General features: G+C 63.8%; 15 protein-coding genes and 3 tRNA genes. 13 read left to right on the plus strand and 5 right to left on the minus strand.

What is annotated here, in order from left to right:
• Positions 1–88: 88 nt before the first annotated feature.
• The 11 genes from IB243_RS00205 to IB243_RS00255 all read left to right on the plus strand — a co-directional run bounded on the left by IB243_RS00205 (position 89) and on the right by IB243_RS00255 (position 10,609).
• Positions 89–1,294: a CaiB/BaiF CoA-transferase family protein gene (locus IB243_RS00205; RefSeq protein WP_192424184.1), complete on the plus strand. Its 1,206-nt coding sequence runs from the start codon at positions 89–91 to the stop codon at positions 1,292–1,294.
• Complete coding sequence (locus IB243_RS00210; RefSeq protein WP_192424186.1) at positions 1,291–2,271, plus strand: hydroxymethylglutaryl-CoA lyase; 981 nt, start codon at positions 1,291–1,293, stop codon at positions 2,269–2,271. The genes IB243_RS00205 and IB243_RS00210 overlap by 4 nt, the downstream gene beginning before the upstream one ends.
• Before the next feature lie 46 nt (positions 2,272–2,317).
• The gene (locus IB243_RS00215) at positions 2,318–3,298 is read left to right on the plus strand and encodes a tripartite tricarboxylate transporter substrate binding protein (RefSeq protein ID WP_192424188.1); all 981 of its coding nucleotides are present in this window, start codon (positions 2,318–2,320) and stop codon (positions 3,296–3,298) included.
• Positions 3,299–3,378: 80 nt separating this feature from the next.
• Positions 3,379–4,359 (plus strand): tripartite tricarboxylate transporter substrate binding protein, encoded by a 981-nt coding sequence (locus IB243_RS00220; RefSeq protein WP_192424189.1) that lies wholly within the window; start codon positions 3,379–3,381, stop codon positions 4,357–4,359.
• Between the two features lie 398 nt (positions 4,360–4,757).
• The gene (gene uvrC, locus IB243_RS00225; RefSeq protein ID WP_192424190.1) at positions 4,758–6,755 is read left to right on the plus strand and encodes an excinuclease ABC subunit UvrC; all 1,998 of its coding nucleotides are present in this window, start codon (positions 4,758–4,760) and stop codon (positions 6,753–6,755) included.
• Positions 6,756–6,800: 45 nt separating this feature from the next.
• Positions 6,801–7,367 (plus strand): CDP-diacylglycerol--glycerol-3-phosphate 3-phosphatidyltransferase, encoded by a 567-nt coding sequence (gene pgsA, locus IB243_RS00230; protein ID WP_010460895.1) that lies wholly within the window; start codon positions 6,801–6,803, stop codon positions 7,365–7,367.
• Between the two features lie 366 nt (positions 7,368–7,733).
• Positions 7,734–8,006, plus strand: a complete 273-nt coding sequence (locus IB243_RS00235) for an HU family DNA-binding protein (protein WP_008906675.1) — start codon at positions 7,734–7,736, stop codon at positions 8,004–8,006.
• 15 nt (positions 8,007–8,021) lie between these two features.
• Positions 8,022–8,097 (plus strand) — tRNA-Val (locus tag IB243_RS00240).
• Between the two features lie 60 nt (positions 8,098–8,157).
• Complete coding sequence (locus IB243_RS00245) at positions 8,158–10,089, plus strand: SurA N-terminal domain-containing protein (RefSeq protein ID WP_192424191.1); 1,932 nt, start codon at positions 8,158–8,160, stop codon at positions 10,087–10,089.
• Positions 10,090–10,138: 49 nt separating this feature from the next.
• A tRNA-His gene (locus IB243_RS00250) sits at positions 10,139–10,214 on the plus strand.
• A gap of 191 nt (positions 10,215–10,405) precedes the next feature.
• Complete coding sequence (locus tag IB243_RS00255; RefSeq protein WP_010460906.1) at positions 10,406–10,609, plus strand: hypothetical protein; 204 nt, start codon at positions 10,406–10,408, stop codon at positions 10,607–10,609.
• A gap of 141 nt (positions 10,610–10,750) precedes the next feature.
• Here IB243_RS00255 and IB243_RS00260 read toward each other — a convergent pair.
• A tRNA-Arg gene (locus IB243_RS00260) sits at positions 10,751–10,827 on the minus strand.
• A 206-nt stretch (positions 10,828–11,033) separates the two neighbouring features.
• Between IB243_RS00260 and ybaL the strand changes: the two genes are divergently transcribed.
• Positions 11,034–12,788: a YbaL family putative K(+) efflux transporter gene (gene ybaL, locus IB243_RS00265; protein WP_192424192.1), complete on the plus strand. Its 1,755-nt coding sequence runs from the start codon at positions 11,034–11,036 to the stop codon at positions 12,786–12,788.
• A gap of 282 nt (positions 12,789–13,070) precedes the next feature.
• Here the strand turns inward: ybaL and IB243_RS00270 are convergent, their stop codons facing one another.
• The 4 genes from IB243_RS00270 to IB243_RS00285 form a co-directional block, all read right to left on the minus strand.
• A complete protein-coding gene (locus IB243_RS00270) occupies positions 13,071–14,945 on the minus strand; it encodes a M14 family metallopeptidase (protein WP_192424193.1) in 1,875 nt (624 codons plus the stop codon).
• Between the two features lie 131 nt (positions 14,946–15,076).
• Positions 15,077–16,186, minus strand: a complete 1,110-nt coding sequence (locus IB243_RS00275) for an endonuclease/exonuclease/phosphatase family protein (protein WP_225584646.1) — start codon at positions 16,184–16,186, stop codon at positions 15,077–15,079.
• Positions 16,187–16,237: 51 nt separating this feature from the next.
• Positions 16,238–16,822, minus strand: a complete 585-nt coding sequence (locus IB243_RS00280; protein WP_370540283.1) for a nucleoside-diphosphate sugar epimerase — start codon at positions 16,820–16,822, stop codon at positions 16,238–16,240.
• Between the two features lie 67 nt (positions 16,823–16,889).
• Positions 16,890–18,731 carry a DEAD/DEAH box helicase gene (locus tag IB243_RS00285; protein ID WP_192424197.1) on the minus strand — a complete coding sequence of 614 codons (1,842 nt, stop codon included), beginning with the start codon at positions 18,729–18,731 and terminating at the stop codon, positions 16,890–16,892.
• A 243-nt stretch (positions 18,732–18,974) separates the two neighbouring features.
• On the opposite strand from IB243_RS00285, the gene ettA reads away from it, so the two are divergent.
• A complete protein-coding gene (ettA, locus tag IB243_RS00290) occupies positions 18,975–20,636 on the plus strand; it encodes an energy-dependent translational throttle protein EttA (RefSeq protein ID WP_192424198.1) in 1,662 nt (553 codons plus the stop codon).
• Positions 20,637–20,674 lie beyond the last annotated feature (38 nt).

The following is a 20,674-nucleotide window of genomic DNA, read 5'->3' on the forward strand; positions in this document are numbered from 1 at the left end:
TGCTTGAGCGATTTACGGCGCCGCGCGTGCTGCGCATGATTCGCACCGAACCGCCTCTGTGCGAGGCCTGCAGGAGACACACATTTCCATGGATTCCATTGCTTCCCCCGCCGCACTGCAAGGCGTGCGTGTCATCGAAATGGGCCAGCTCATCGCCGGGCCGTTCTGCGGCAAGACGCTGGGCGAGTTTGGCGCCGACGTGATCAAGATCGAGGCCCCGGAGACGGGAGACCCGCTGCGCAACTGGCGCCTCATCAAGGAAGGCACCTCCGTCTGGTGGCAGGTGCAGTCGCGCAACAAGCGCTCGGTGGCGCTGGACCTGCGGCAAAAGGAGGGGCAGGACATCGCTCGCCAGCTGATTGCAGAAGCCGATGTGCTGGTCGAGAACTTTCGCCCCGGCACGCTGGAAGGCTGGGGCATGTCGCCCGAGGAGCTGCACCAACTCAACCCCGGCCTCGTGATGCTGCGCATCTCTGGCTACGGCCAGACGGGGCCCTACCGCGACCTGCCGGGTTTTGGTGCCATCGGCGAAGCCATGGGCGGCCTGCGCCACCTGACGGGCGAGCCCGGCCGCGTGCCGGTGCGCGTCGGTGTCTCGATTGGCGACACGCTGGCGGCGCTGCATGGCACCATCGGCGTGCTCACGGCGCTGTACCACCGCAAGGTCAACGGCGGCCAGGGCCAGGTGATTGACGTAGCCCTGCACGAGGCGGTGTTCAACGTGATGGAAAGCCTGATCCCCGAATACAGCGCCTTTGGCGCCGTGCGCGAGGCCGCAGGCAGTGCGCTGCCGGGCATTGCGCCCAGCAATGCCTACCCCTGCCAGGATGGCTGGGTGCTGGTGGCGGGCAATGGCGACAGCATCTTCAAGCGGCTGATGACGGCGATTGGCCGCCAGGACTTGGCCGACGCCCCAGACCTGTGCAGCAATACCGGCCGCGTGGCGCGGGTGGGCGAAATCGACGCCGCCATTGGCGCCTGGAGCGCGCAGCGCACCGTGCAGCAGGTGCTGGATGCATTGGGCGCCGCCCGCGTGCCTGCGGGCAAGGTCTACACCGCCAAAGACATTGCCGAAGACCCGCACTACCGCGCCCGCGACATGCTGCTGACCCAGCAGACGCGCGATGGCTACAGCGTGGAAGTGCCCGGCATCGTGCCTAAGCTCTCGGCCACGCCGGGCAGCATCCGCAGCAGCGCGCCGCACCTGGGCGACGACACCGATGCAGTGCTGGCCGAGGCTGGCCTCACGGCCAAACAGATTGCGCTGTTGCGCAGCAAAGGGGTGATTCAATGAGCGCATCCAAGACGGTGTGGCAGGGCGCAGGCCGCCGCATCCACATGCAGGAAGTCGGTCTGCGCGACGGCCTGCAGATGGAGAAGGCCTTTGTGCCCACGGCCGACAAGATCGCGCTGTGCAATGCACTGTCGGCGGCGGGCCTGTCCAAGATCGAGGTGACCTCGTTCACCTCGCCCACGGCCATCCCTGCGCTCAAGGATGCCGAGATCGTGATGCGCGAGATCACGCGCCGCCCTGGCACGGTCTACACCGCGCTGGTGCCCAATCTGCGCGGTGCGGAGCGCGCCATCGAGTCGCGCACGGACGAGCTGAACCTGGTGATGTCGGTCAGCGCCACCCACAACCTGGCCAACCTGCGCATGACGCAGGAACAGTCGTTCGCGGCGCTGGCGCAGGTGGTGGCCCTGGCGCAGGGCGCCAACGTGGCGGTGAATGTGTCTCTGTCCTGCGTGTTCGGCTGCCCCATGGAGGGCGATGTGGCCGAGGCCGACGTGTTCGGCTGGGTGCAGCGTTTTGTGGACTTGGGCGTGCGCGGCATCACGCTGTGCGATACCACGGGCATGGCCTACCCCACGCAGGTGAACCAGCTCACGGCGGCGGCCCGCGCGCGCTGGCAGGGGGTGGAGTTGACCCTGCATTTCCACAACACGCGTGGCATGGGCCTCGCCAATGTGCTGGCGGCCATTGACGCAGGCGCAGACCGGTTCGATGCCTCGCTGGGCGGCCTGGGCGGCTGCCCCTATGCGCCGGGCGCCAGCGGCAATGTGTGCAGCGAAGAGATCGTGCATGCGCTGGCGCTGATGGGCTATGACACGGGGGTGGATCTGGCGCAACTCGTGGCCGCTGCGCAGCAACTGCCTGCGTTCATTGGTCACGACATTCCCAGCCAGATCGCCAAGGCGGGGCCACGCCTGGCGCTGCACCCGGTGCCAGCCGATTTCGAGGCGATCCGCGAAAGAGCGCTTGCCCGCTGAGCGCGGGCGAGCCTGCATTCACACACAACACCAGGAGACAAAAGCCATGACCTTCCCCACCCCACTGTCCCGCCGCATCTTCACCGCAGCCGTGTTGTGCTCCGCTGCCCTCGCAGCGGGCGCGCAGGACAAATACCCCTCCAAGCCCATCACCGTGGTCGTGCCCCAGGCTGCGGGCGGCGCCAACGACGCCATTGCGCGCGTGGTGGCGCAAAAACTCAGCGAGCAGCTGGGCCAGAGCGTGATCGTGGACAACCGCCCTGGCGCGGGCGGCACGCTGGCCACCGGCGCCACGGCCCGCGCGCGCAATGATGGCTACACCCTGCTGCTGACGGCCGACAGCGCCCATGTGATTGGCCCTGCGCTGTACAAGAACCCGGGCTTTGACCCGGTGAAGGACTTTGCGCCTGTGGCGCCCGTGGCCACCGCAGGCTATGTGCTGGTGGCGCACCCATCCTTCCCGGCCAACACCGTGGCCGAAATGGTCGCCCTGGCCAAGGCCAGCCCCGGCAAATATTCGATTGCCTCGGCGGGCAATGGCACGCTGAACCACCTGATCGGCGAGATGCTGCAAAAGGCAGCCGGCATCCAGCTGCAGCACATCCCGTACAAGGGCTCTGCCGCAGCCGCCACCGACGTGGTGGGTGGGCAAGTGCCGCTGTCGGTGCAAAGCCTGCCGTCGGCCATTGCCTTCATCAAGGCGGGCAAGCTCAAGGTGCTGGGCGTGGTCAACGAAAAGCGTGTGGCCGCGCTGCCCGACGCGCCCACGATTGGCGAGACTATCAAGGGCTTTGGCCAGGCGCCCTGGTATGCGCTGTTTGCCCCGGCCGGCACGCCCGCGCAGATCGTGGCGCAGTTGCAGGCCGAGGTGGCCCGTGCGCTGGAGCACAAGGACGTGGTGGACAAGCTGGCTACCGTGGGCTGTGAACCCTTCAAGGGCACGGCGGCGCAGCTGGCGGCGCTGGTGCAGTCCGACCTGCCCAAGTGGAGCCGTGTGGTCAAGGACACGGGCGCCACGGTGGATTGACCGGGGGCTTTCTCTGCGCCTTCCTGCTTCTCGCTACCCAGATTTTTGACCACAACGACAACGACGGAGACATCCCTTTCATGAAAACCACCCGCAAACAGTTCACCACCCTGGCCCTTGCCGCAATGGCCACCGGCTTTATTGGCCACGCAGCGGCACAGGGCGCTTACCCGTCCAAGAACGTGACCCTGGTGGTGCCCACCGCCGCAGGCGGCACCACCGACCTGTCGGCCCGCATGCTGGCGCAGGCCCTGGCGCCGGTGCTGGGCCAGTCGGTCATCGCAGACAACAAGGGCGGGGGTAACGGCAACATCGCGGCCAGCGCCGTCAAGCGGGCCGAGGCCGATGGCTACACGCTGCTCATGCAGTATTCGGGCTACCACGTCATCTCGCCCCACATCACCAAACAAAAGCAGTGGGAGCAGAGCGACTTCCAGCCTGTGGCCAATGTCATCTCGGCTCCGCAGATCATCGTGGTGCGCAACGACCTGCCGGTGAAGACGCTGGCTGAACTCATCGCTTATGCCAAGGCCAATCCCGGCAAGCTCAACTACGCTTCGTCGGGCAATGGATCGTTGCAGCATGTCACGGGTGCCATGCTGGAGCAGCAAGGCGCCATCAAGATGGTTCACGTGCCCTACAAGGGCACGGGCCCCGCACTGCAGGACCTGCTGGGCGGCCAGGTGGACCTGACTTTTGGCACCGCGCCCCCTTTCATGCCCCACATTGCCGGTGGCAAACTGCGCGTGCTGGCCGTGACGGGCAAACAGCGCCTTCCCAGCCTGCCCGACGTGCCCACCACGGCCGAGGCGGGCTACCCCAGGGTCGATGCCACCTCGTGGTTTGCGGTGTTTGCCCCCGCCGCCGTGCCCAAGGCGGTGGTGGACAAACTCACGGCCGACATCCGCACCGTGGTGCAGAGCGCTGCCTTCCAGCAGAAGGCACTGGAGCAGGGCGCTACGGCGGACTACCAGACTCCGGCGCAGCTGGGTGACAAGGTGAAGGCTGATCTGGCCAATTGGGCCGCGGTGGTGAAGACCTCGAAGATCGAGGCGGAGTGACCCGAGGCATTCGGATGTTTTGATAAAAATGGCCGCTAGCGCTTGTGGGATAAGCGCCAGCAGCTAATTATTTCATAGTGCGCGACCCCTGGCGCGACCGAGGCCACAATACGCGCCATGTCTAAGAACCTGTTCAATGTCTTTTTGGAGATCACATTGGAGTGCAATCGGGATGAGTGGATGCTTCGGATGCGCCGCATGGGCTCATGCCCATGCAAGCAGCCGGGGCGTCCAATCGCCCGATTTCACGCCAACCCTTCGGGCAAGTGCCTTGCCGGGCGGTCTGCGGCGTTGCACCGCTTGCCAATAGCACGGGCTATTGGCGGCGCGCTGCGCCTAGCAGCCCATCCCGGCAAGGCACTTGTGTGACTCCAAAAAGACATTGAATAGGTTCTGAAGTGCATTCCGAAGAACTCCTGGCGCAGGTGGCTGCGCTGCCCGCGCTGCCGGGTGTGTACCGCTATTTCGACGCGCAGGATGCGCTGCTGTATGTGGGCAAGGCGCTCAACCTCAAGCGCCGGGTGTCCAGCTACTTCCAGAAGAACCATGGCGGCACGCGCATCGGCCACATGGTCAGCAAGATCGTGCGCATGGAGACCACGGTGGTGCGCTCCGAGGCCGAGGCGTTGCTGCTCGAAAACAACCTCATCAAGACGCTGAACCCCAAGTTCAACATCCTGTTCAGGGACGACAAGAGCTATCCGTATCTCAAGATCACCGGCACACCTGCGGCCAGCGGCAACGCGCCCGGCCAGCTGTTTCCGCGCATGGCGTATTACCGGGGGGCGGTGGACAAGCGCCATCGGTACTTCGGCCCGTACCCCAGTGCGTGGGCGGTCAAGGAAACCATTCAGCTGCTGCAAAAGGTGTTTCGACTGCGCACCTGCGAAGACACCGTGTTTGCCAACCGCACGCGGCCCTGCCTGCTGTACCAGATCAAGCGCTGCACCGGGCCCTGCGTGGACCTGATTTCACCCGAAGCCTATGCCGCCGACGTGTCGCATGCCGAGGCGCTGCTGCGCGGCGAAACGCAGGAGGTACTGCAAGCCATGGAGGCGCGCATGATGGCGCACTCCGACAAGCTCGAATTTGAGCAGGCCGCCGAGGTGCGCAACCAGATCCAGGCGCTGTCGCGCGTGCTGCACCAGCAGTCCATCGAGATTGCGGACGACAAGGATGTGGACATCCTGGCCGTGCGTGTGCAAGGCGGCCGTGCCTGCGTGAACCTGGCCATGGTGCGCGGTGGGCGGCATCTGGGAGACCGGCCGTATTTCCCAGTGCATGTGGAAGACGCTGCTGCCGTGTTTGAGGAAGAGGGGGGCGAGGGTGCTGAGGTTTTCGATGAAAATGCGCCGGCCAGGCCCGTTCGCCGGGTCGAGGTGCTGGTGCTTGAGGCCTTCATCGCCCAGCACTACATCGGCGTGCCGGTGCCGCCGGTGCTGGTCACCAGCGAACCGGTGGACAAGGCGCTGCTGGAGGCACTGGGCGACCAGGCCGGTGTGCGCGTGACCGCGATCCACCAGCCCCGCGAGCAACGCCGCGCCTGGCTGGACATGGCGCAGAAGAACGCCGACCTGCAACTGGCCCGGCTTCTGGCCGAAGAAGGCTCGCAGCAAGCCCGCACCCGTGCACTGGTAGAGGCGCTGGACCTGCCGCCCGAGGACATCGACCAGCTCACCATCGAGTGCTTCGACATCTCGCACACGGCGGGCGAATCCACCCAAGCATCGTGCGTGGTGTTCCACCACCACAAGATGCAGAGCAGCGAATACCGCCGCTACAAGATCGAAGGCATTACCGGCGGCGACGATTACGCCGCCATGCGCCAGGTGCTGACGCGCCGCTACAGCAAGGTGGCCGAGGCGGCGCGTGAAGCCGGTGGCATCGACTTTGCGGCCAACCCCGCGCCGGGAGGGGACGAACCCCCTAAGCCCAAAGGCGTGGCGCGGCTGCCGGACCTGGTGCTCATCGATGGCGGCAAGGGCCAGGTCGGCGTGGCGCGCGAGGTGTTTACCGCGCTGGGGTTGGATCTGACGCGCATTGTGGGTGTCGAGAAGGGCGAAGGCCGAAAGGTGGGCCTGGAAGAGCTGGTGTTTGCCGATGGGCGCGAGAAGGTTTATCTGGGCAAGGACTCGGCTGCGCTGATGCTGGTGGCGCAGATCCGCGATGAAGCCCACCGCTTCGCCATCACGGGCATGCGCGCTGCGCGCGCCAAGGTGCGCGTGGGCGGTGGCCAGCTCGAAGAAATTGCGGGGGTGGGGCCCAAGAAGCGGGCGCGGTTGCTGCAGCGGTTTGGTGGGGTGCGCGGGGTGGCGTCGGCCAGTGTGGAAGACCTGGTTACGGTGGATGGCATCTCGCGCGAACTGGCGGAAGAAATTTATAGGGCGTTGAGATAAGCCTTATCCACAGCGCCGCTGCCGCGCCGTGACACAATCGCCGCCATGTTCTGGACTATCCCCACCTTGATGACCTGGACGCGCATCGTCGCGATACCTTTGATCGTGGGAGTGTTCTACGCGCCGCTGGACCCAGCCACACGCAACCTGATTGCGACGGTGATGTTCGTGGTGTTTGCCGCCACCGACTGGCTGGATGGCTACCTGGCGCGCAAGCTCAACCAGACCTCGTCCTTTGGAGCCTTCCTCGACCCGGTGGCTGACAAATTTCTGGTGTGTGCATCGCTCCTGGTGCTGGTGCACCTGCAGCGTGCCGATGTATTTGTGGCCCTCATCATTATCGGGCGCGAGATCGCGATCTCGGCCTTGCGCGAGTGGATGGCGCAGATCGGCGCGAGCAAGAGTGTGGCCGTGCACATGATCGGTAAGGTCAAGACCACGGTGCAGATGGTGGCCATCCCGTTCCTGCTGTACGACGCCCGCCTGTTTGGCGTGATTGACACGGGGGTGTGGGGCACCTGGTTGATCTGGGCATCGGCGGTGCTCACGGTCTGGTCCATGGTGTATTACCTGCAGAAGGCGCTGCCAGAAATCCGGGCGCGTGTGAAATAGCACGGGGTGGATGCCGCATCCCCCAGCGCTTCGGCGTGTAAATGCTGGGTGCAATCGCCCTCGCTGCATTGTCGGAACTGGGGTGTCAATACGGAGTGCTGCCCATACGGCGTGTTTGAGACAAAAACGCCCCACAAGCCCTGTCGCAGCGTGAAATACGACTAGAATTCATCCCAACGCTGCGCCAAACCAGCGTGTTGTATTGACACCCGGAAACTCGATGGCTTTAATCTGATGCAGCAGCCACTGCTGTGTATGCCAGTCATTCCCCCGTCTGTTTTCAACCAGCCTTCGGCTGCGCTTTCGGACGTGTGAAGACCAGATATCCGCGAGACATTCCATCAACTCTTTTCCGAGAGGCTTCTTGTGAACAAAACCGAACTGATTGAGCACATCGCTACCAACGCCGACATCTCCAAGGCCGCTGCTGCTCGTGCCCTGGAATCCACGATCGAGGCCGTCAAGAAGACCCTGAAGAAGGGCGGCACCGTTTCGCTCGTCGGTTTCGGCACCTTTGCGGTCGGCAAGCGTGCTGCTCGCACGGGCCGCAATCCCCGTACGGGCGCTACGATTAAAATCAAAGCTGCTAAAGTTCCGAAGTTCCGTCCTGGCAAGGCATTGAAAGATGCCTTGAACTGAGGATCAGTTTAGGTGGGGTCCTTAGCTCAGTTGGTAGAGCGGCTCCTTTACACGGAGTAGGTCGGCGGTTCGAGACCGTCAGGACCCACCATCACCGAACAAAGGCGAACGCAAGTTCGCCTTTTGTTTTTTGCCTTCTGAAAGATCGACCATGTTTGAATCCATCCGCAAGCACTCCAAGATCGTGATGATCTTATTGTTCTTGCTGATCATTCCATCGTTTGTGCTGGTAGGCATTGACAGCAACTACTTCTCTGAAAAGAGCCCTGTGGTGGCACGTGTCGATGGCGACAAGATCAACCAGACCGACTGGGACAACGCGCATCGCGTGGAGACTGACCGCATGCGCGCGCAGTCTCCCTCGGTCGATCCCAAGCTTCTTGACTCGCCACAGGCCCGCTACGCCACGCTGGAGCGTCTGGTACGCGACCGCGTGCTGGCTGCTGCGGCGAAGGAAATGCACTTGGTGACGAGTGATGCGCGTCTAGCGCGCAGCCTGCAGGAGATTCCCGCCATCGCCGGGCTCAAGCGTGCTGACGGTACGCTGGACGCAGAAGCCTACCGAGCATTGGTGGGTACGCAAGGTTTGACGCCTGAAGGTTTTGAGGCCAATGTGCGCCGCGACTTGTCGATCAATCAGGTCATCGGTGGCGTGATGGGCACAGCGTTCAGCACCAACACCCAGGTCAAGCTTGCACTCGACCCGCTTTACGAGCAGCGAGAAATTCAGGTAGTACGTTTCAAATCCACGGACTTCTCGACCAAGGTCGCGACCACGGATGCGGATCTGGAGGCCTATTACAAGGCGCATCCCGCACAGTTCCTGCAGCTGGAGCAGGCTGCGGTGGAATACGTAGTGCTGGACCTCGACAGCGTGCGTTCGGGAATCACGCTCAATGAAGACGATCTGCGCACCTACTACAAGGAAAATGTGGCGCGGATGGCCGGCAAAGAAGAACGTCGAGCCAGCCACATCCTGATCAATGCCCCCAAGGATGCCTCTTCTGCGGACCGCGAGAAGGCCAAGACCCGCATCACGGAACTGCTGGCGCAGGTGCGCAAGGCGCCAGCCACGTTTGCGGACGTGGCCAAGAAGGCTTCGGACGACAAGGGTTCGGCCACAGCAGGCGGGGACCTGAATTTCTTCGGGCGTGGTGCCATGGTCAAGCCGTTTGAGGAGGCCGCCTTTGCCCTCAAGAAGGGCGAAATCAGCGATGTTGTGGAGACCGATTTTGGCTACCACATCATCCAGTTGACCGACATCAAGGCGCCGCGCCAGCCTTCCTTCGAAGAACTGCGTCCCACCATGGAGGCAGAACTCAAGCAGCAGCAGGCCCAGCGCAAATTTGCGGAAGTGGCCGAGGCGTTCACCAATAGCGTGTACGAACAGTCAGACAGCCTCAAGCCGGTGGCCGAGAAGCTCAAGCTCAAGGTGCAGACTGTTTCCGGCGTTACCCGGGCGCCGGCGCCCGGTGCAGTCGGACCGCTGGCCAACCCCAAGTTTCTGGAGGCACTCTTCTCTTCGGATTCGTTGCAGAACAAGCGCAATACCGAAGCCGTGGAAGTAGGTCCGAGCCAGCTGGCTGCGGGCCGTGTGGTGCAGTACACCCCCGCCAAAACCCTGCCCCTGGACGAAGTGCGTGCTCGTGTGCGTGAGCTCTATATCGGGCAGAAGGCTTCGGAGCTGGCCCGCAAGGAAGGTGAAACCAAGTTGGCTGCGTGGAAGGCCACCCCGGCAAGCGCCAGCGGCTTGGGCGCTCCTGTGCAGATTTCACGGGAACAGGTTCAGAACCTGCCCCGGCCCTTGATTGATGCCGCATTGCATGCGCCAGCCGCGGATGCCCTTCCTGCCTGGGTCGGTGTGGACCTGGGGGCCGACGGCTATGCCGTGGTGAAGGTGAATCGCATCGTGCCTCGTCCCGCCCCTGAAGGACAGCGCGCGCAGCAGGAGCGCCAGCAATACATGCAATGGTGGGCGTCCGCTGAAGGGCAGGCATATTACGAGATGCTCAAAAAGCGTTTCAAGGCCGAGATCAAGACACCTCGGCCTTCAGCCACCGTACAAGCGGCGGCAGAAAATTAAGTAAATTGGCTGTAGGGATCAAAATCCCAAGCTATAATACAAAGCTACGGTGGCTGTAGCTCAGTTGGTAGAGTCCAGGATTGTGATTCCTGTTGTCGTGGGTTCGAGCCCCATCAGCCACCCCAAATCAGAAAAAAGCGCCGCAACAATTGTTGCGGCGCTTTTTTGTTTTGGGGCTTCAAAATAAGGGCGCTCTAAGGGCAACGACCATCTGACCAATCCGCGATCTGCATTTCTTTGATGTGATTCGGGTTGTGCACGGTGGAGTGCATGGTGCACAGCGCATACTGTGCCTTAAACCTTTTTGGAGCCTTCAATGAGCCTTGTGATCCGCGATGCGTCGCCCAGTGAGAAACGTGGCAACGCCATGTCTGCAGCCCTTGCCAAGGAGCAGCTCGAATACGCGGTCCAGATCGTGCGAGAAGTTTTGCCCCAGAGTGCAAGTGATGGCGCCCTCATTGGAGCAGTGGTGCAGGCCATTGCCATGAACTACGCGGCAGTCCCGCAGCCAAACCGGTAGTGCCTCAGGTATTCTGGTGCGCGAGTTAGTGCGCCCAGGTAACTGGCTCTTAAAAAGCGTTGGCTGTGTTGCCGTTGCTTTTTGAAGCGTGTTGCGTGGTTGGGTTGGGAAAAGCGGTTGGCTCCGCTGAGCGGGGGGAGCTGGCCTGCCCGGAGGGACTCGAACCCCCGACCTATAGCTTAGAAGGCTATTGCTCTATCCAGTTGAGCTACGGGCAGTAAACAGGCTTTCGGCGAAGATGTGCTTACTTGCTTTGCGGAGCGTTCCGCAACCGCGCCGTGGCGCAGAGCGCGAATCATAACCTGCGGCCGGAGCCTTCCCTGCGATGACCATCCTGATATTGGCAATAGCAGAAGCACGGCGGATGCGGGTATAACAAGGCCACATACCCACCAACGTTTTTCCTTGATCCGTCGCCCGCACCATGCCGCACAGCGTCACGCTCATCCATACCATCGCTGCCGCGCTCGGGTTGGCCCTGGCGTTGGGTTTTGTGGCGGCTCGGTTGCGGTTGCCGGCGTTGATCGGGTATCTGCTGGCGGGCGTGGTCATCGGGCCATATACGCCTGGCTTTGTGGCAGATGCCGCCATGGCGAGCCAGTTGGCTGAAATTGGTGTGATGCTGCTGATGTTTGGCGTCGGCCTGCATTTCTCTTGGGGTGATCTGCTGGCCGTGCGCAAGATTGCGGTGCCCGGGGCTGTGGTGCAGATGATGGTGGCCACAGCGCTGGGCATGGCTTTGGCCAGTTGGTGGGGCTGGGGGCTGGGTGGCTCCCTGGTGTTTGGTCTGGCGCTTTCGGTGGCCAGCACGGTGGTGCTTTTGCGTGCCTTGGAAACCCTGGGCATTCTGGACAGCCACACCGGCCGGATTGCCGTGGGCTGGCTGGTGGTGGAAGACCTGGCCATGGTGCTGGTGCTGGTGTTGCTGCCGCCGCTGGCTGGTTGGCTGGGGAGCGTGGGAGGCGGGGACGGCGCCACCACCCAGGGTGTGGATGGTGCGGCGCTGTGGCAGACCCTGGGATGGACGTTGCTGCAGGTCGGGGGCTTTGTTGCGCTGATGCTGCTAGTGGGCCGCCGCCTGTTTCCGTGGGTGCTCTGGCAGGTGGCACGCACGGGTTCGCGGGAACTGTTCACGCTGTGTGTGGTGGCTGCTGCGGTGGGGATTGCGTTTGGGTCTGCAGCGCTGTTTGGCGTGTCGTTTGCGCTGGGGGCGTTTTTTGCCGGCATGGTGATGCGCGAGTCGGAGTTCAGCCACCGGGCTGCGCAAGAGTCCCTGCCGCTGCGCGACGCTTTTGCCGTGCTGTTCTTTGTCTCGGTGGGCATGCTGTTCGATCCCGCCGTGCTGTGGCACCGGCCGTTGCAGGTGCTCGCGGTGGTGGCGATCATCATGCTGGGCAAGACACTGGCCGCGGCGGCGCTGGTGCTGGCATTCCGCTACCCGCTGAACACGGCGCTCACGGTCTCGGCGAGCCTGGCCCAGATCGGGGAGTTTTCTTTCATTCTGGTGGCACTGGGTGCATCGCTGGGGCTGCTGCCGCCCGAAGGGGCCAGCCTGGTGCTGGCAGGGGCGCTGATTTCGATGGCGCTCAATCCGATGCTCTTTCATGCCATTGCACCGTTGCAGGCTTGGCTGCGGGCTCGCTCGGCACTGGCGCGGCGGCTGGAGCAGCGTGACGATCCCCTGGCCGAACTGCCCATGAGCACTGACGCCCGCTATCTTGCACGGCAGGTGGTTTTGGTGGGGTACGGCAGGGTGGGGCGCCGCGTTGCCAATCTGCTGGTGGCCAACGACATCCCGTTTGTGGTGGCCGAGCAAAACCGTGAACTGGTGGAGTCGTTGCGGGAGTCTGGCATCGCGGCAGTTTTTGGAGACGCCGTGGACCCTGCCGTCCTGATACAGGCGCATATCGCCCGGGCCGCCATGCTGGTCATTGCAACGCCAGATACCCTGAATGTGCGGCAGATCATCACCACCGCTCGCACACTGAACCCCCATATCGAAACCGTGGTGCGCAGCCACAGTGGAGATGAGGCGCGGCGGCTTGCACAGGAGTGCGACAGCACGGTGTTTCTAGCCGATGAAGCGCTGGCCCAGGCCATGGCCCACCATGTGCTGGAGCGTACCGAAGCACGCCGTGCGGGACACACCAGCCCTGCATCGCTACACAGTCGGGTCTGAATTCCAGTGTTTTTGGCTGCTGGCGCTTGATAGGTAAGCGCTGATAGCTACTATTTTTATAGTGACTGTCGATGGTGACTGTGATTGCACGCTCAATCGGGCCGGTCCAGTTCCTGCACCTTCCCGCACGCTTGCCGCAACACCTTGCGTGGTTCGTCGGTCAGGGGCGTGCGCAAGTCTCTGGCTACTTCCAGCCCGCGTTGCACGGCGGGGCGCTGCATCAGCACGTCGAGCCATCGGTTGGGCCGCCTGCGTGAAGTTCCAGAAAGCCTCCCGCTAGTCCTAATTGGTATCTTCAAATACCAGGGCTGGGGGTGCCATGACACGTGCGGTATTCGCCAGCTCATCGATCAGGTGGTTGGCGAAGTAGCTGTTCTGCGTGTCGGGTTCGAGCGCGGCCACGGCCAGGTTGGCGCGGGGCTGGTTCAGGGGCACGTAGAAGCTGCCGGCTGGCACGTCGATGGCGCTGCGTACGGGCGACACCTGCACGCGCACGATGCCCGTACCGCCTGCGATGGTGCCGATCACGTCCTGCCGGTCACCGGAATCCCGGCCCGTTTCGCGGTAGATGTCGGCCAGCGCAGAACCTGGCTCGGCCACGCGCATCACCTGCAGGCCCAGCAGCCTCAGGCGCTCGACGGCGGCGGTAGAGCTGGCCGACAGCCAGTAGCCACATGGCCGGGCACGGGTTTTTGTCGGGCGCAAGGCGAGGGATGAGTTCCAGTCCACGCGGATCAGGCGGTCTGCGCCTGTCTCGGGGTCGAGGAAATCCAGTTCGCGCTGGGTGGGCGTGGCGGCGGCCTCGACCACCACCTGGTCGCGGCAAGCCTGGGCGCTCACGTCGCGCGCCACAAACGAACGAACCTGCTCCAGATTGGCCGCCCGCTCGGCGGTGCTGCGCAAGGCGCTGGTGATGGCCGTGACCTGCGAGTGCACGCGTCGCTGGATGTGCATGCGCCCGATGCCCACGCCACGTGTCTCGATCAACAGGCTCACGGTGTTTTTCAGGCCATTCACGTTGCGGCCGGTGTCGGGCTGCGTGCCGCCCATGGAGACGCGCTTGTCGTCTGGAAGGGTGGAGGTGGTGTAGTACCAATCGCTTGTCAGTCCCTGGGTCTTGAGTGCCGCGACCATGGGCTGGTGGTACCACTCCTGCGAAGCCTTGGTCAAAAACTCGGGGTAGTTGGCGGTGGTGGTGTACTGCAGCAGTGCGTCGTAGCGCTGGATGGCGTTGAATTTTTGCAGGTAGCGGCCCACCACCGTGTACTCATGGGCATCCACCACCAGGATAGGGCGGTAGTCGTTCACCACCTTGGCCAGCGCGCGGGCCTCGGGGGTGTTCAGCAGCAGGTGGTCGCGGTTCATGTCCACGCCGTTGGCTGTGACCCGGGTGCCCACGGCCGCACCATCGGGGTTGGCACGCGGCACCACCACCACGTTGATTCTGTCCAGCAAAGGTTCAAGCAGGCCCTGCGTCAGTTCGCGGCTGATCACCAGCAGCGCCTCGCTGCCTGCGGGCTCGTCTCCGTGCTGCTGGCCGATCATGACCACCGTGGGCCGACCGCTTGTGTCCAGGTTGGCGGGCTCGGTGCCCGTGGCGCGGGTGACCAGCAGGCCCAGAATGGGTTCTCCGCGTTGCGACGTGCCTAAGTTGAGCAGCTTCGTGCGCGTGGAGCTGCGGGGCGCAGGGTCGGCCAGCGCATGCAGCCATTGGCCGAGTTCGGCATTGGTGGTGAAGGCCCTGCGGTCCGGCCCCAGGCCGGGCGTGCTGTATGCCATGGGTGGATCGGGGAACCGAGCCGCCACCGCCGCGCCATAGGGGGGCGCCATGGGGCCTTCGTTTTGCACCACCAGCGGGGCGGGTGGCGGCAAGGGGCTGGCTACCGCACCCTGGCGCTGCGCCTGAGCCTGGGGTGCCTGGCCCAAGGGCGCGGGCACTACCGTACCTGGTTGTACGCGGGGCAACGGGGCCGGCGCGCTCGTTCGTGTTGCGGGCGTGGATGGCCATGGGGGCAGCGGAGTGCTGGAGCACGCCGTCAGCAACGCGGCTGCCAGTAGTGCAGATGCCTTCCATGGCATCCGCAGCCGGTGGGCGTGTGGGGGCTGGGCCGAAGAGGCTTCTGGTGAGGCGCTGTGGCGGGTGGAGTGCATGTTCATGGTGATCTATGCCATTGGGCCCTGGTGGGACGGCTTTGTTACGTGGATGTTACCTGCCCGTCAATGCCACGCCGTGTCAGCGTACATCCCGTTGCAAACCCATGATGAAGGAGCCAAAACCCTCTACAGCGTCACAATTTGGGGGCAGGAGGGAGTGGGCTGGTGGGCTGGGTCGCAGCCGCCGTGGCGGGGGTGGGCGGCGTGGGTAAGGGATCCGTCTGCGGCGCCATCTTCAAGCGCAGCAGTGCGCGCACGAAGCCGTGGTCCGAGCGGGTGCGATCACGCCCTTCGTGGAGGTGGTCGTTGAAATAGTCCACGCGCCTCACATCGCCCACGCTGTTCCTGCCGTTGTGCACGAACTCCTCGCTCACCAGTATCTGGTCGAGCACGCTGGGCGAGCCCTGGTGGATGTGTGAGTACGCCACGTCCTTCTTCAGTGCCGCATCGCCCTGCAGATCGTAGGCATTGAACAGCGCCACATCGCGTGCCGAGCGGTCATAGGCGATCTCATTGGTGGCGCAGATGAGCTGTGTGGTGACGCTGTCGGGCGTGTCATTGAAGTCGCCCATGACCACGAGCGGCACGCTGGTGCGGTGCAGCAGGTCAATGACCAGGCAGCGCAGGGCCATGGCCTCGGCGCCCCGCATGATCAGGGAGCGCAGCGATGCCAGTGCCATGACCTTGCGGTCGTCCCGGTCTTCGGCCGGGTTGCCCTGCGCATCCTGCAGAAACTTGGGTCGCTTGGATTTGAGGTGGGTCGTCAGCACATTCAGGCACTGTCCATGCTTCATGCGCAAGGTGGCAACCAGTGGCGGCCGTTCGAAGCGCGTATGCAGGCCCAGGCCTGGAACGTCCACCTGGAAGCCCGGTGGAAACTCCGCAAACGATTGCAAGGCATCCACTTTGAGCCGTGTGGCAATGCCCACGCGGGGGGTACCCTGTGCACCGCCATGCGTGGCATCGTTCTCCGCCCCGGGAACCTCCACGAAGTCATAGCGCAGGCCGCTGCGGCTGAGGGCGCCCTTGAAGGCGGCGTCGTCCCACACCTCCTGTACGGCCAGCACATCGGCATTGAGCATGCGAAACCGGTCGCCCAGCCAAGTGAGCTTGCGATCAAACTCTGTCTGGCTGTAGGGGTCCTGATTCTCGTAGAACAGGCGGCCGGGATTGGCCAGGTTGAGCACATTGCAGGTGGCCACCATCAGAGTGGCCAGGGGCTGGGGTAGGTCGTTGGGGCGCATGGGCCACAGCATCGCACAAGGAGCTGCTGCAGCCCGGGGCCAGGCGGCAAATCAGAAGGCCTGTAGTGCGCTGCCCGATAGCACATGCAGCCCGGCCGGGCGTGTCTGTACAGCATGGACCAGGGCTCGGGCCACATCGACACCCGGGCGGGCACGGTAGTTGGCAGGGATCAGTGGGTCCAGCAGCTTGAAGGCCTTGATGGACAAGGACTCTGCGGGGCGCGCGGCCTGGCCCAGGGCTTGGCGTTCACCCAGCAGGAGGGAGGGGCGTGCGATCACCAGCGTGGTGAAGCCCAGGCTTTGGAGCGCCTGCTCGACCTCGCCCTTGACGCGGTTGTAGAAGATGCGGGAGCGGGCGTCGGCGCCCATGGCGGTCACCACGCCGCAGCGGGAGGCACCAGCCGCCAGGGCCGTGCGCGCGGTGGCGATCACCGCATCCCGGTCCACGGCGCGAAAGGCCTGCTGGCTGCCGGCCGCTGCAATGGTGGTGCCGAGCGTGATGTACACGTCGTCCACATGCGGCAGGCCACGCAGGGCGGGCTTGGCCGCCAGTGCTGCAAAGTCCACGGCGTGCAGGTGCAGCCGTGGGTGTTGGATATCCGGCGTGCGCCGACCCAGGGCATGCAGTGCATGCACCTCAGGCGGCAGCGCCTCGTTGCAGGGCGCTGCGCTTACGTTGATTGTGCTTTCGGATGCTGACGGATCAGCGGCCAAAAGAGCCGCGAGAACCGCCCGGCCCACGAGACCCGTTGCCCCGGCCACCAGAACCACCCGTGCCGCCTCCGCCATAGCCGCCACCTCCACCGTTGCCACCACGATAACCACCGCCACGGCGACCGCCGCCGCCCATGCTGTCCACGCTCGTGCGCATCGGGTCGGGTTGGCCGCCAGCGCCACCGCCGGCATGGCCGGAGTTGCGGTGGCCCGGGTTTGCATGGCCCATGTGTGTGCCCAGGTGGGCATTGGCGCGTGGGGGTTGCGAATCATCGTAGCGGTTGCCGCCTTCATAGCCGCCACCGCCACCGTTGCCACCGCCGCCGGAACGGCCGCGTGCAGGAGCCTGGCCGCCAGCGCGTGCGCCGCCGCCCTGGCCGCCGCCGCCCGCACGGCCGCCACGCGGACCATTGGCACCACCACCACCACCGCCGCCGGCTGCGGCACCGCCGCCAGCGCGACCGCCACGGCCACCACCACCATTGCCACCGCCGGCAGGGCGGGGGCCGCGATCACCGCCACCACCTCCGCCAGCACCCTGGCCGGCCTTGTTGGTGCGGATGCGTTCCATCATTTCGCTGCGGGCGGCCTTGGCGGCAGCCTGCATCACGTCGCGGCTCGGGGGCTTGCCTGCGCCGCCCCAGATGGTCTGGCGGCCCATGGCGATGGGCTCGGCCTTCTCACCGGCGTCGGGGCCGAAGCCTTCGATGACCTGCACGGGGATCTGCTGCTTGGTGAAGCGCTCGATGTCCATCATGAAACCTTCTTCGTCCATGCAGACCAGGCTCACGGCTTCACCGCTGTTGCCGGCACGGCCGGTGCGGCCGATGCGGTGGACGTAGTCTTCCGAGACGTTCGGGATTTCGTAGTTGACGACGTGTGGCAGCTCGTCGATGTCGATGCCGCGTGCCGCGATGTCGGTGGCCACCAGGGCGCGGATATCACCGCTCTTGAAGCCGGCCAGGGCCTGCGTGCGTGCGCTCTGGCTCTTGTTGCCGTGCAGAGCCATGGCGTTCACGCCGTTCTTGGTCAGGAACTCGGCCACGTTGTTGGCGCCGAACTTGGTGCGGGTGAACACCAGCACCTGGCTCCAGTTGTGCTGCTGGATGATGTGCAGCAGCACCTGCTTTTTCTTGCCGCGGCCCACGGGGTGGATCACCTGGGTGATGCGCTGCACCGTGGTGTTGCTAGGCGTGACCTGGATGCTCTGGGGGTTCTTGAGCAGGGTGTTGGCCAGGTCGCGGATCTCGTCGCTAAAGGTGGCCGAGAACAGCAGGCTCTGTTTTTCGCGGGGCACCAGGGCCAGCACCTTCTTGACGTCGTGGATGAAGCCCATGTCCAGCATGCGGTCGGCTTCGTCGAGCACCAGCACCTGCACGGTCGACAGGTCCAGGAAGCCCTGTTGCTGCAGGTCCAGCAGGCGGCCGGGGGTGGCCACCAGGATGTCCACGCCGCGCTTGATGCGGTCGATCTGCGGGTTCATGCCCACACCGCCGAAGACGACGGTGGAGTTGATGTCGAGGTATTTGCCGTATTCGCGCACGGACTCTTCCACCTGGGCAGCGAGTTCGCGGGTGGGCGTCAGCACCAGGGCACGGATGCCCTTTCCGCCGAACTTGTTCTTGGGCGCGGCGCTTTGCGAAAGGCGATGCAGCAGGGGCAGGGTGAACGCGGCGGTCTTGCCGGTGCCAGTCTGCGCGCCGGCCAGCAGGTCGTGGCCTGCAAGAACGGCGGGGATGGCCTGGGCCTGAATGGGCGTGGGGGTTTCGTAGCCCGTTTCATGCACGGCCTTCAGGATGGCAGGAGCCAGGTTCAGTTCGTCAAATGTCATGTCGTTGAATGCGCCCATCCGGGGCGCTGGGTATCGGCCTGTCGTACAACCGGGGGGTTGCCGAGCCAGTCTCAAGCCGACGAGGTTCAAGGGTGGGAGCCTGGAAGCTGATGCTTCCTTCGTCCCCAGCAGTGTGCTGATGTGGCAGGCAACTGGAGCCCGCTACGGTGGGTATTGTCGCATGGCCCGATAATCTCGGTTTGCACGCAGAATTTCTGCTCACTTTTGCAGGTTTGACACTCAATGGCCCAATACGTTTTTTCCATGAATCGCGTCGGCAAGATCGTGCCCCCTAAGCGGCAGATCCTGAAAGACATTTCCCTGAGCTTTTTCCCAGGTGCCAAGATTGGCGTGTTGGGTACCAACGGTTCGGGCAAGTCCACCCTCCTGAAGATCATGGCGGGCCTTGACAAGGAAATCGAAGGCGAAGCCATCCCCATGGCGGGCCTGAACATCGGTTACCTGCCCCAGGAACCCCAGCTCGACCCCACGCAGACTGTGCGCGAGAGCGTGGAGGCGGGCATGGGCAAGCTATTTGCCGCCAAGGCCCGTCTGGAAGAGGTCTACACCGCCTACGGTGCCGAAGACGCCGACTTTGACGCGCTGGCCGCCGAGCAAGCCGAGCTGGAAGCCATCATTGCCACCGCCGGTACCGACTCGGAACACCAGCTTGAAATTGCTGCCGACGCGCTGCGCCTGCCCCCGTGGGACGCCAACATTGGCGTGCTCTCTGGTGGTGAAAAGCGCCGCGTGGCCCTGTGCCGACTGCTGCTGTCCAAGCCTGACATGCTGCTGCTCGACGAGCCAACCAACCACTTGGATGCCGAATCGGTAGACTGGCTTGAGCAATTCCTGCAGCGCTACTCGGGGACTGTGGTGGCCATCACCCACGATCGCTACTTCCTCGACAACGCGGCAGAGTGGATTCTGGAACTGGACCGGGGCTCCGGCATCCCGTACAAGGGCAATTACTCCGACTGGCTGACCCAGAAGGGCGCCCGTCTGGAAGCCGAGCAAAAAGGTGAAGAAGCCCGCGCCAAGGCCCTGAAGAAGGAGCTGGAGTGGTCGCGCCAGAACCCCAAGGCCCGCCAGGCCAAGAGCAAGGCCCGTCTGGCCCGCTTTGAGGAATTGAGCGACTACGAATACCAGAAGCGCAACGAAACCAACGAAATCTTCATCCCTGTGGCGGACCGCTTGGGCAGCCAGGTGATCGAGTTCAAGAACGTCACCAAGTCTTTTGGCGACCGTGTGTTGATCGACAACTTGAGCTTCAACATCCCTGCAGGCGCCATCGTTGGCATCATCGGGCCCAACGGCGCCGGTAAGTCCACGCTGTTCAAGCTGATCGCCGGCAAGGAGACGCCGGATTCGGGTGAGGTCGTCATTGGCTCCACCGTCAAGATGGCCTTCGTGGACCAGCACCGTGATGACCTGTCCAACGACAAGACAGTGTGGGAAGACGTGTCAGGCGGACTCGACATCCTCAACGTCGGCAAGTTCCAGATGGCGAGCCGCGCCTATTGCGGACGTTTCAACTTCAATGGCGGCGATCAGCAAAAGAAGGTCGGCATGCTCTCCGGGGGGGAGCGCGGTCGCCTGCACTTGGCCAAGACCCTGATTGCCGGCGGTAACGTGCTGATGCTGGATGAACCCTCCAACGATCTGGACGTGGAAACTCTGCGGGCTCTGGAAGATGCGTTGTTGGAATTTGCCGGCACCATGTTGGTAATCAGCCACGATCGCTGGTTCCTGGACCGGATCGCCACACACATCCTGGCCGCCGAAGGTGACAGCCAGTGGACGTTCTTTGACGGCAATTACCAGGAGTACGAGGCTGACAAGAAGAAGCGACTGGGTGAAGAGGGTGCAAAACCCAAGCGAATGAGGTTCAAAGCCCTCAAATAAGGCGTCAGGTCAAGTAGCATTGCATCTGGAAACCTGTC

It is taken from the genome of Acidovorax sp. ACV01 (assembly GCF_014851495.1).
GTDB lineage: Bacteria > Pseudomonadota > Gammaproteobacteria > Burkholderiales > Burkholderiaceae_C > Acidovorax > Acidovorax radicis.

Excerpts from the sequence above, each read along its gene's own strand:
- IB243_RS00245 (WP_192424191.1), top strand. The coding sequence starts at position 8,158 with ATGTTTGAATCCATCCGCAAGCACTCCAAGATCGTGATGATCTTATTG.
- IB243_RS00220 (WP_192424189.1), top strand. The coding sequence starts at position 3,379 with ATGAAAACCACCCGCAAACAGTTCACCACCCTGGCCCTTGCCGCAATG.
- IB243_RS00270 (WP_192424193.1), bottom strand. The coding sequence starts at position 14,945 with ATGAACATGCACTCCACCCGCCACAGCGCCTCACCAGAAGCCTCTTCG.
- ettA (WP_192424198.1), top strand. The coding sequence starts at position 18,975 with ATGGCCCAATACGTTTTTTCCATGAATCGCGTCGGCAAGATCGTGCCC.
- IB243_RS00275 (WP_225584646.1), bottom strand. The coding sequence starts at position 16,186 with ATGCGCCCCAACGACCTACCCCAGCCCCTGGCCACTCTGATGGTGGCC.
- IB243_RS00210 (WP_192424186.1), top strand. The coding sequence starts at position 1,291 with ATGAGCGCATCCAAGACGGTGTGGCAGGGCGCAGGCCGCCGCATCCAC.
- ybaL (WP_192424192.1), top strand. The coding sequence starts at position 11,034 with ATGCCGCACAGCGTCACGCTCATCCATACCATCGCTGCCGCGCTCGGG.
- IB243_RS00255 (WP_010460906.1), top strand. The coding sequence starts at position 10,406 with ATGAGCCTTGTGATCCGCGATGCGTCGCCCAGTGAGAAACGTGGCAAC.
- IB243_RS00205 (WP_192424184.1), top strand. The coding sequence starts at position 89 with ATGGATTCCATTGCTTCCCCCGCCGCACTGCAAGGCGTGCGTGTCATC.
- pgsA (WP_010460895.1), top strand. The coding sequence starts at position 6,801 with ATGTTCTGGACTATCCCCACCTTGATGACCTGGACGCGCATCGTCGCG.
- IB243_RS00215 (WP_192424188.1), top strand. The coding sequence starts at position 2,318 with ATGACCTTCCCCACCCCACTGTCCCGCCGCATCTTCACCGCAGCCGTG.
- IB243_RS00285 (WP_192424197.1), bottom strand. The coding sequence starts at position 18,731 with ATGACATTTGACGAACTGAACCTGGCTCCTGCCATCCTGAAGGCCGTG.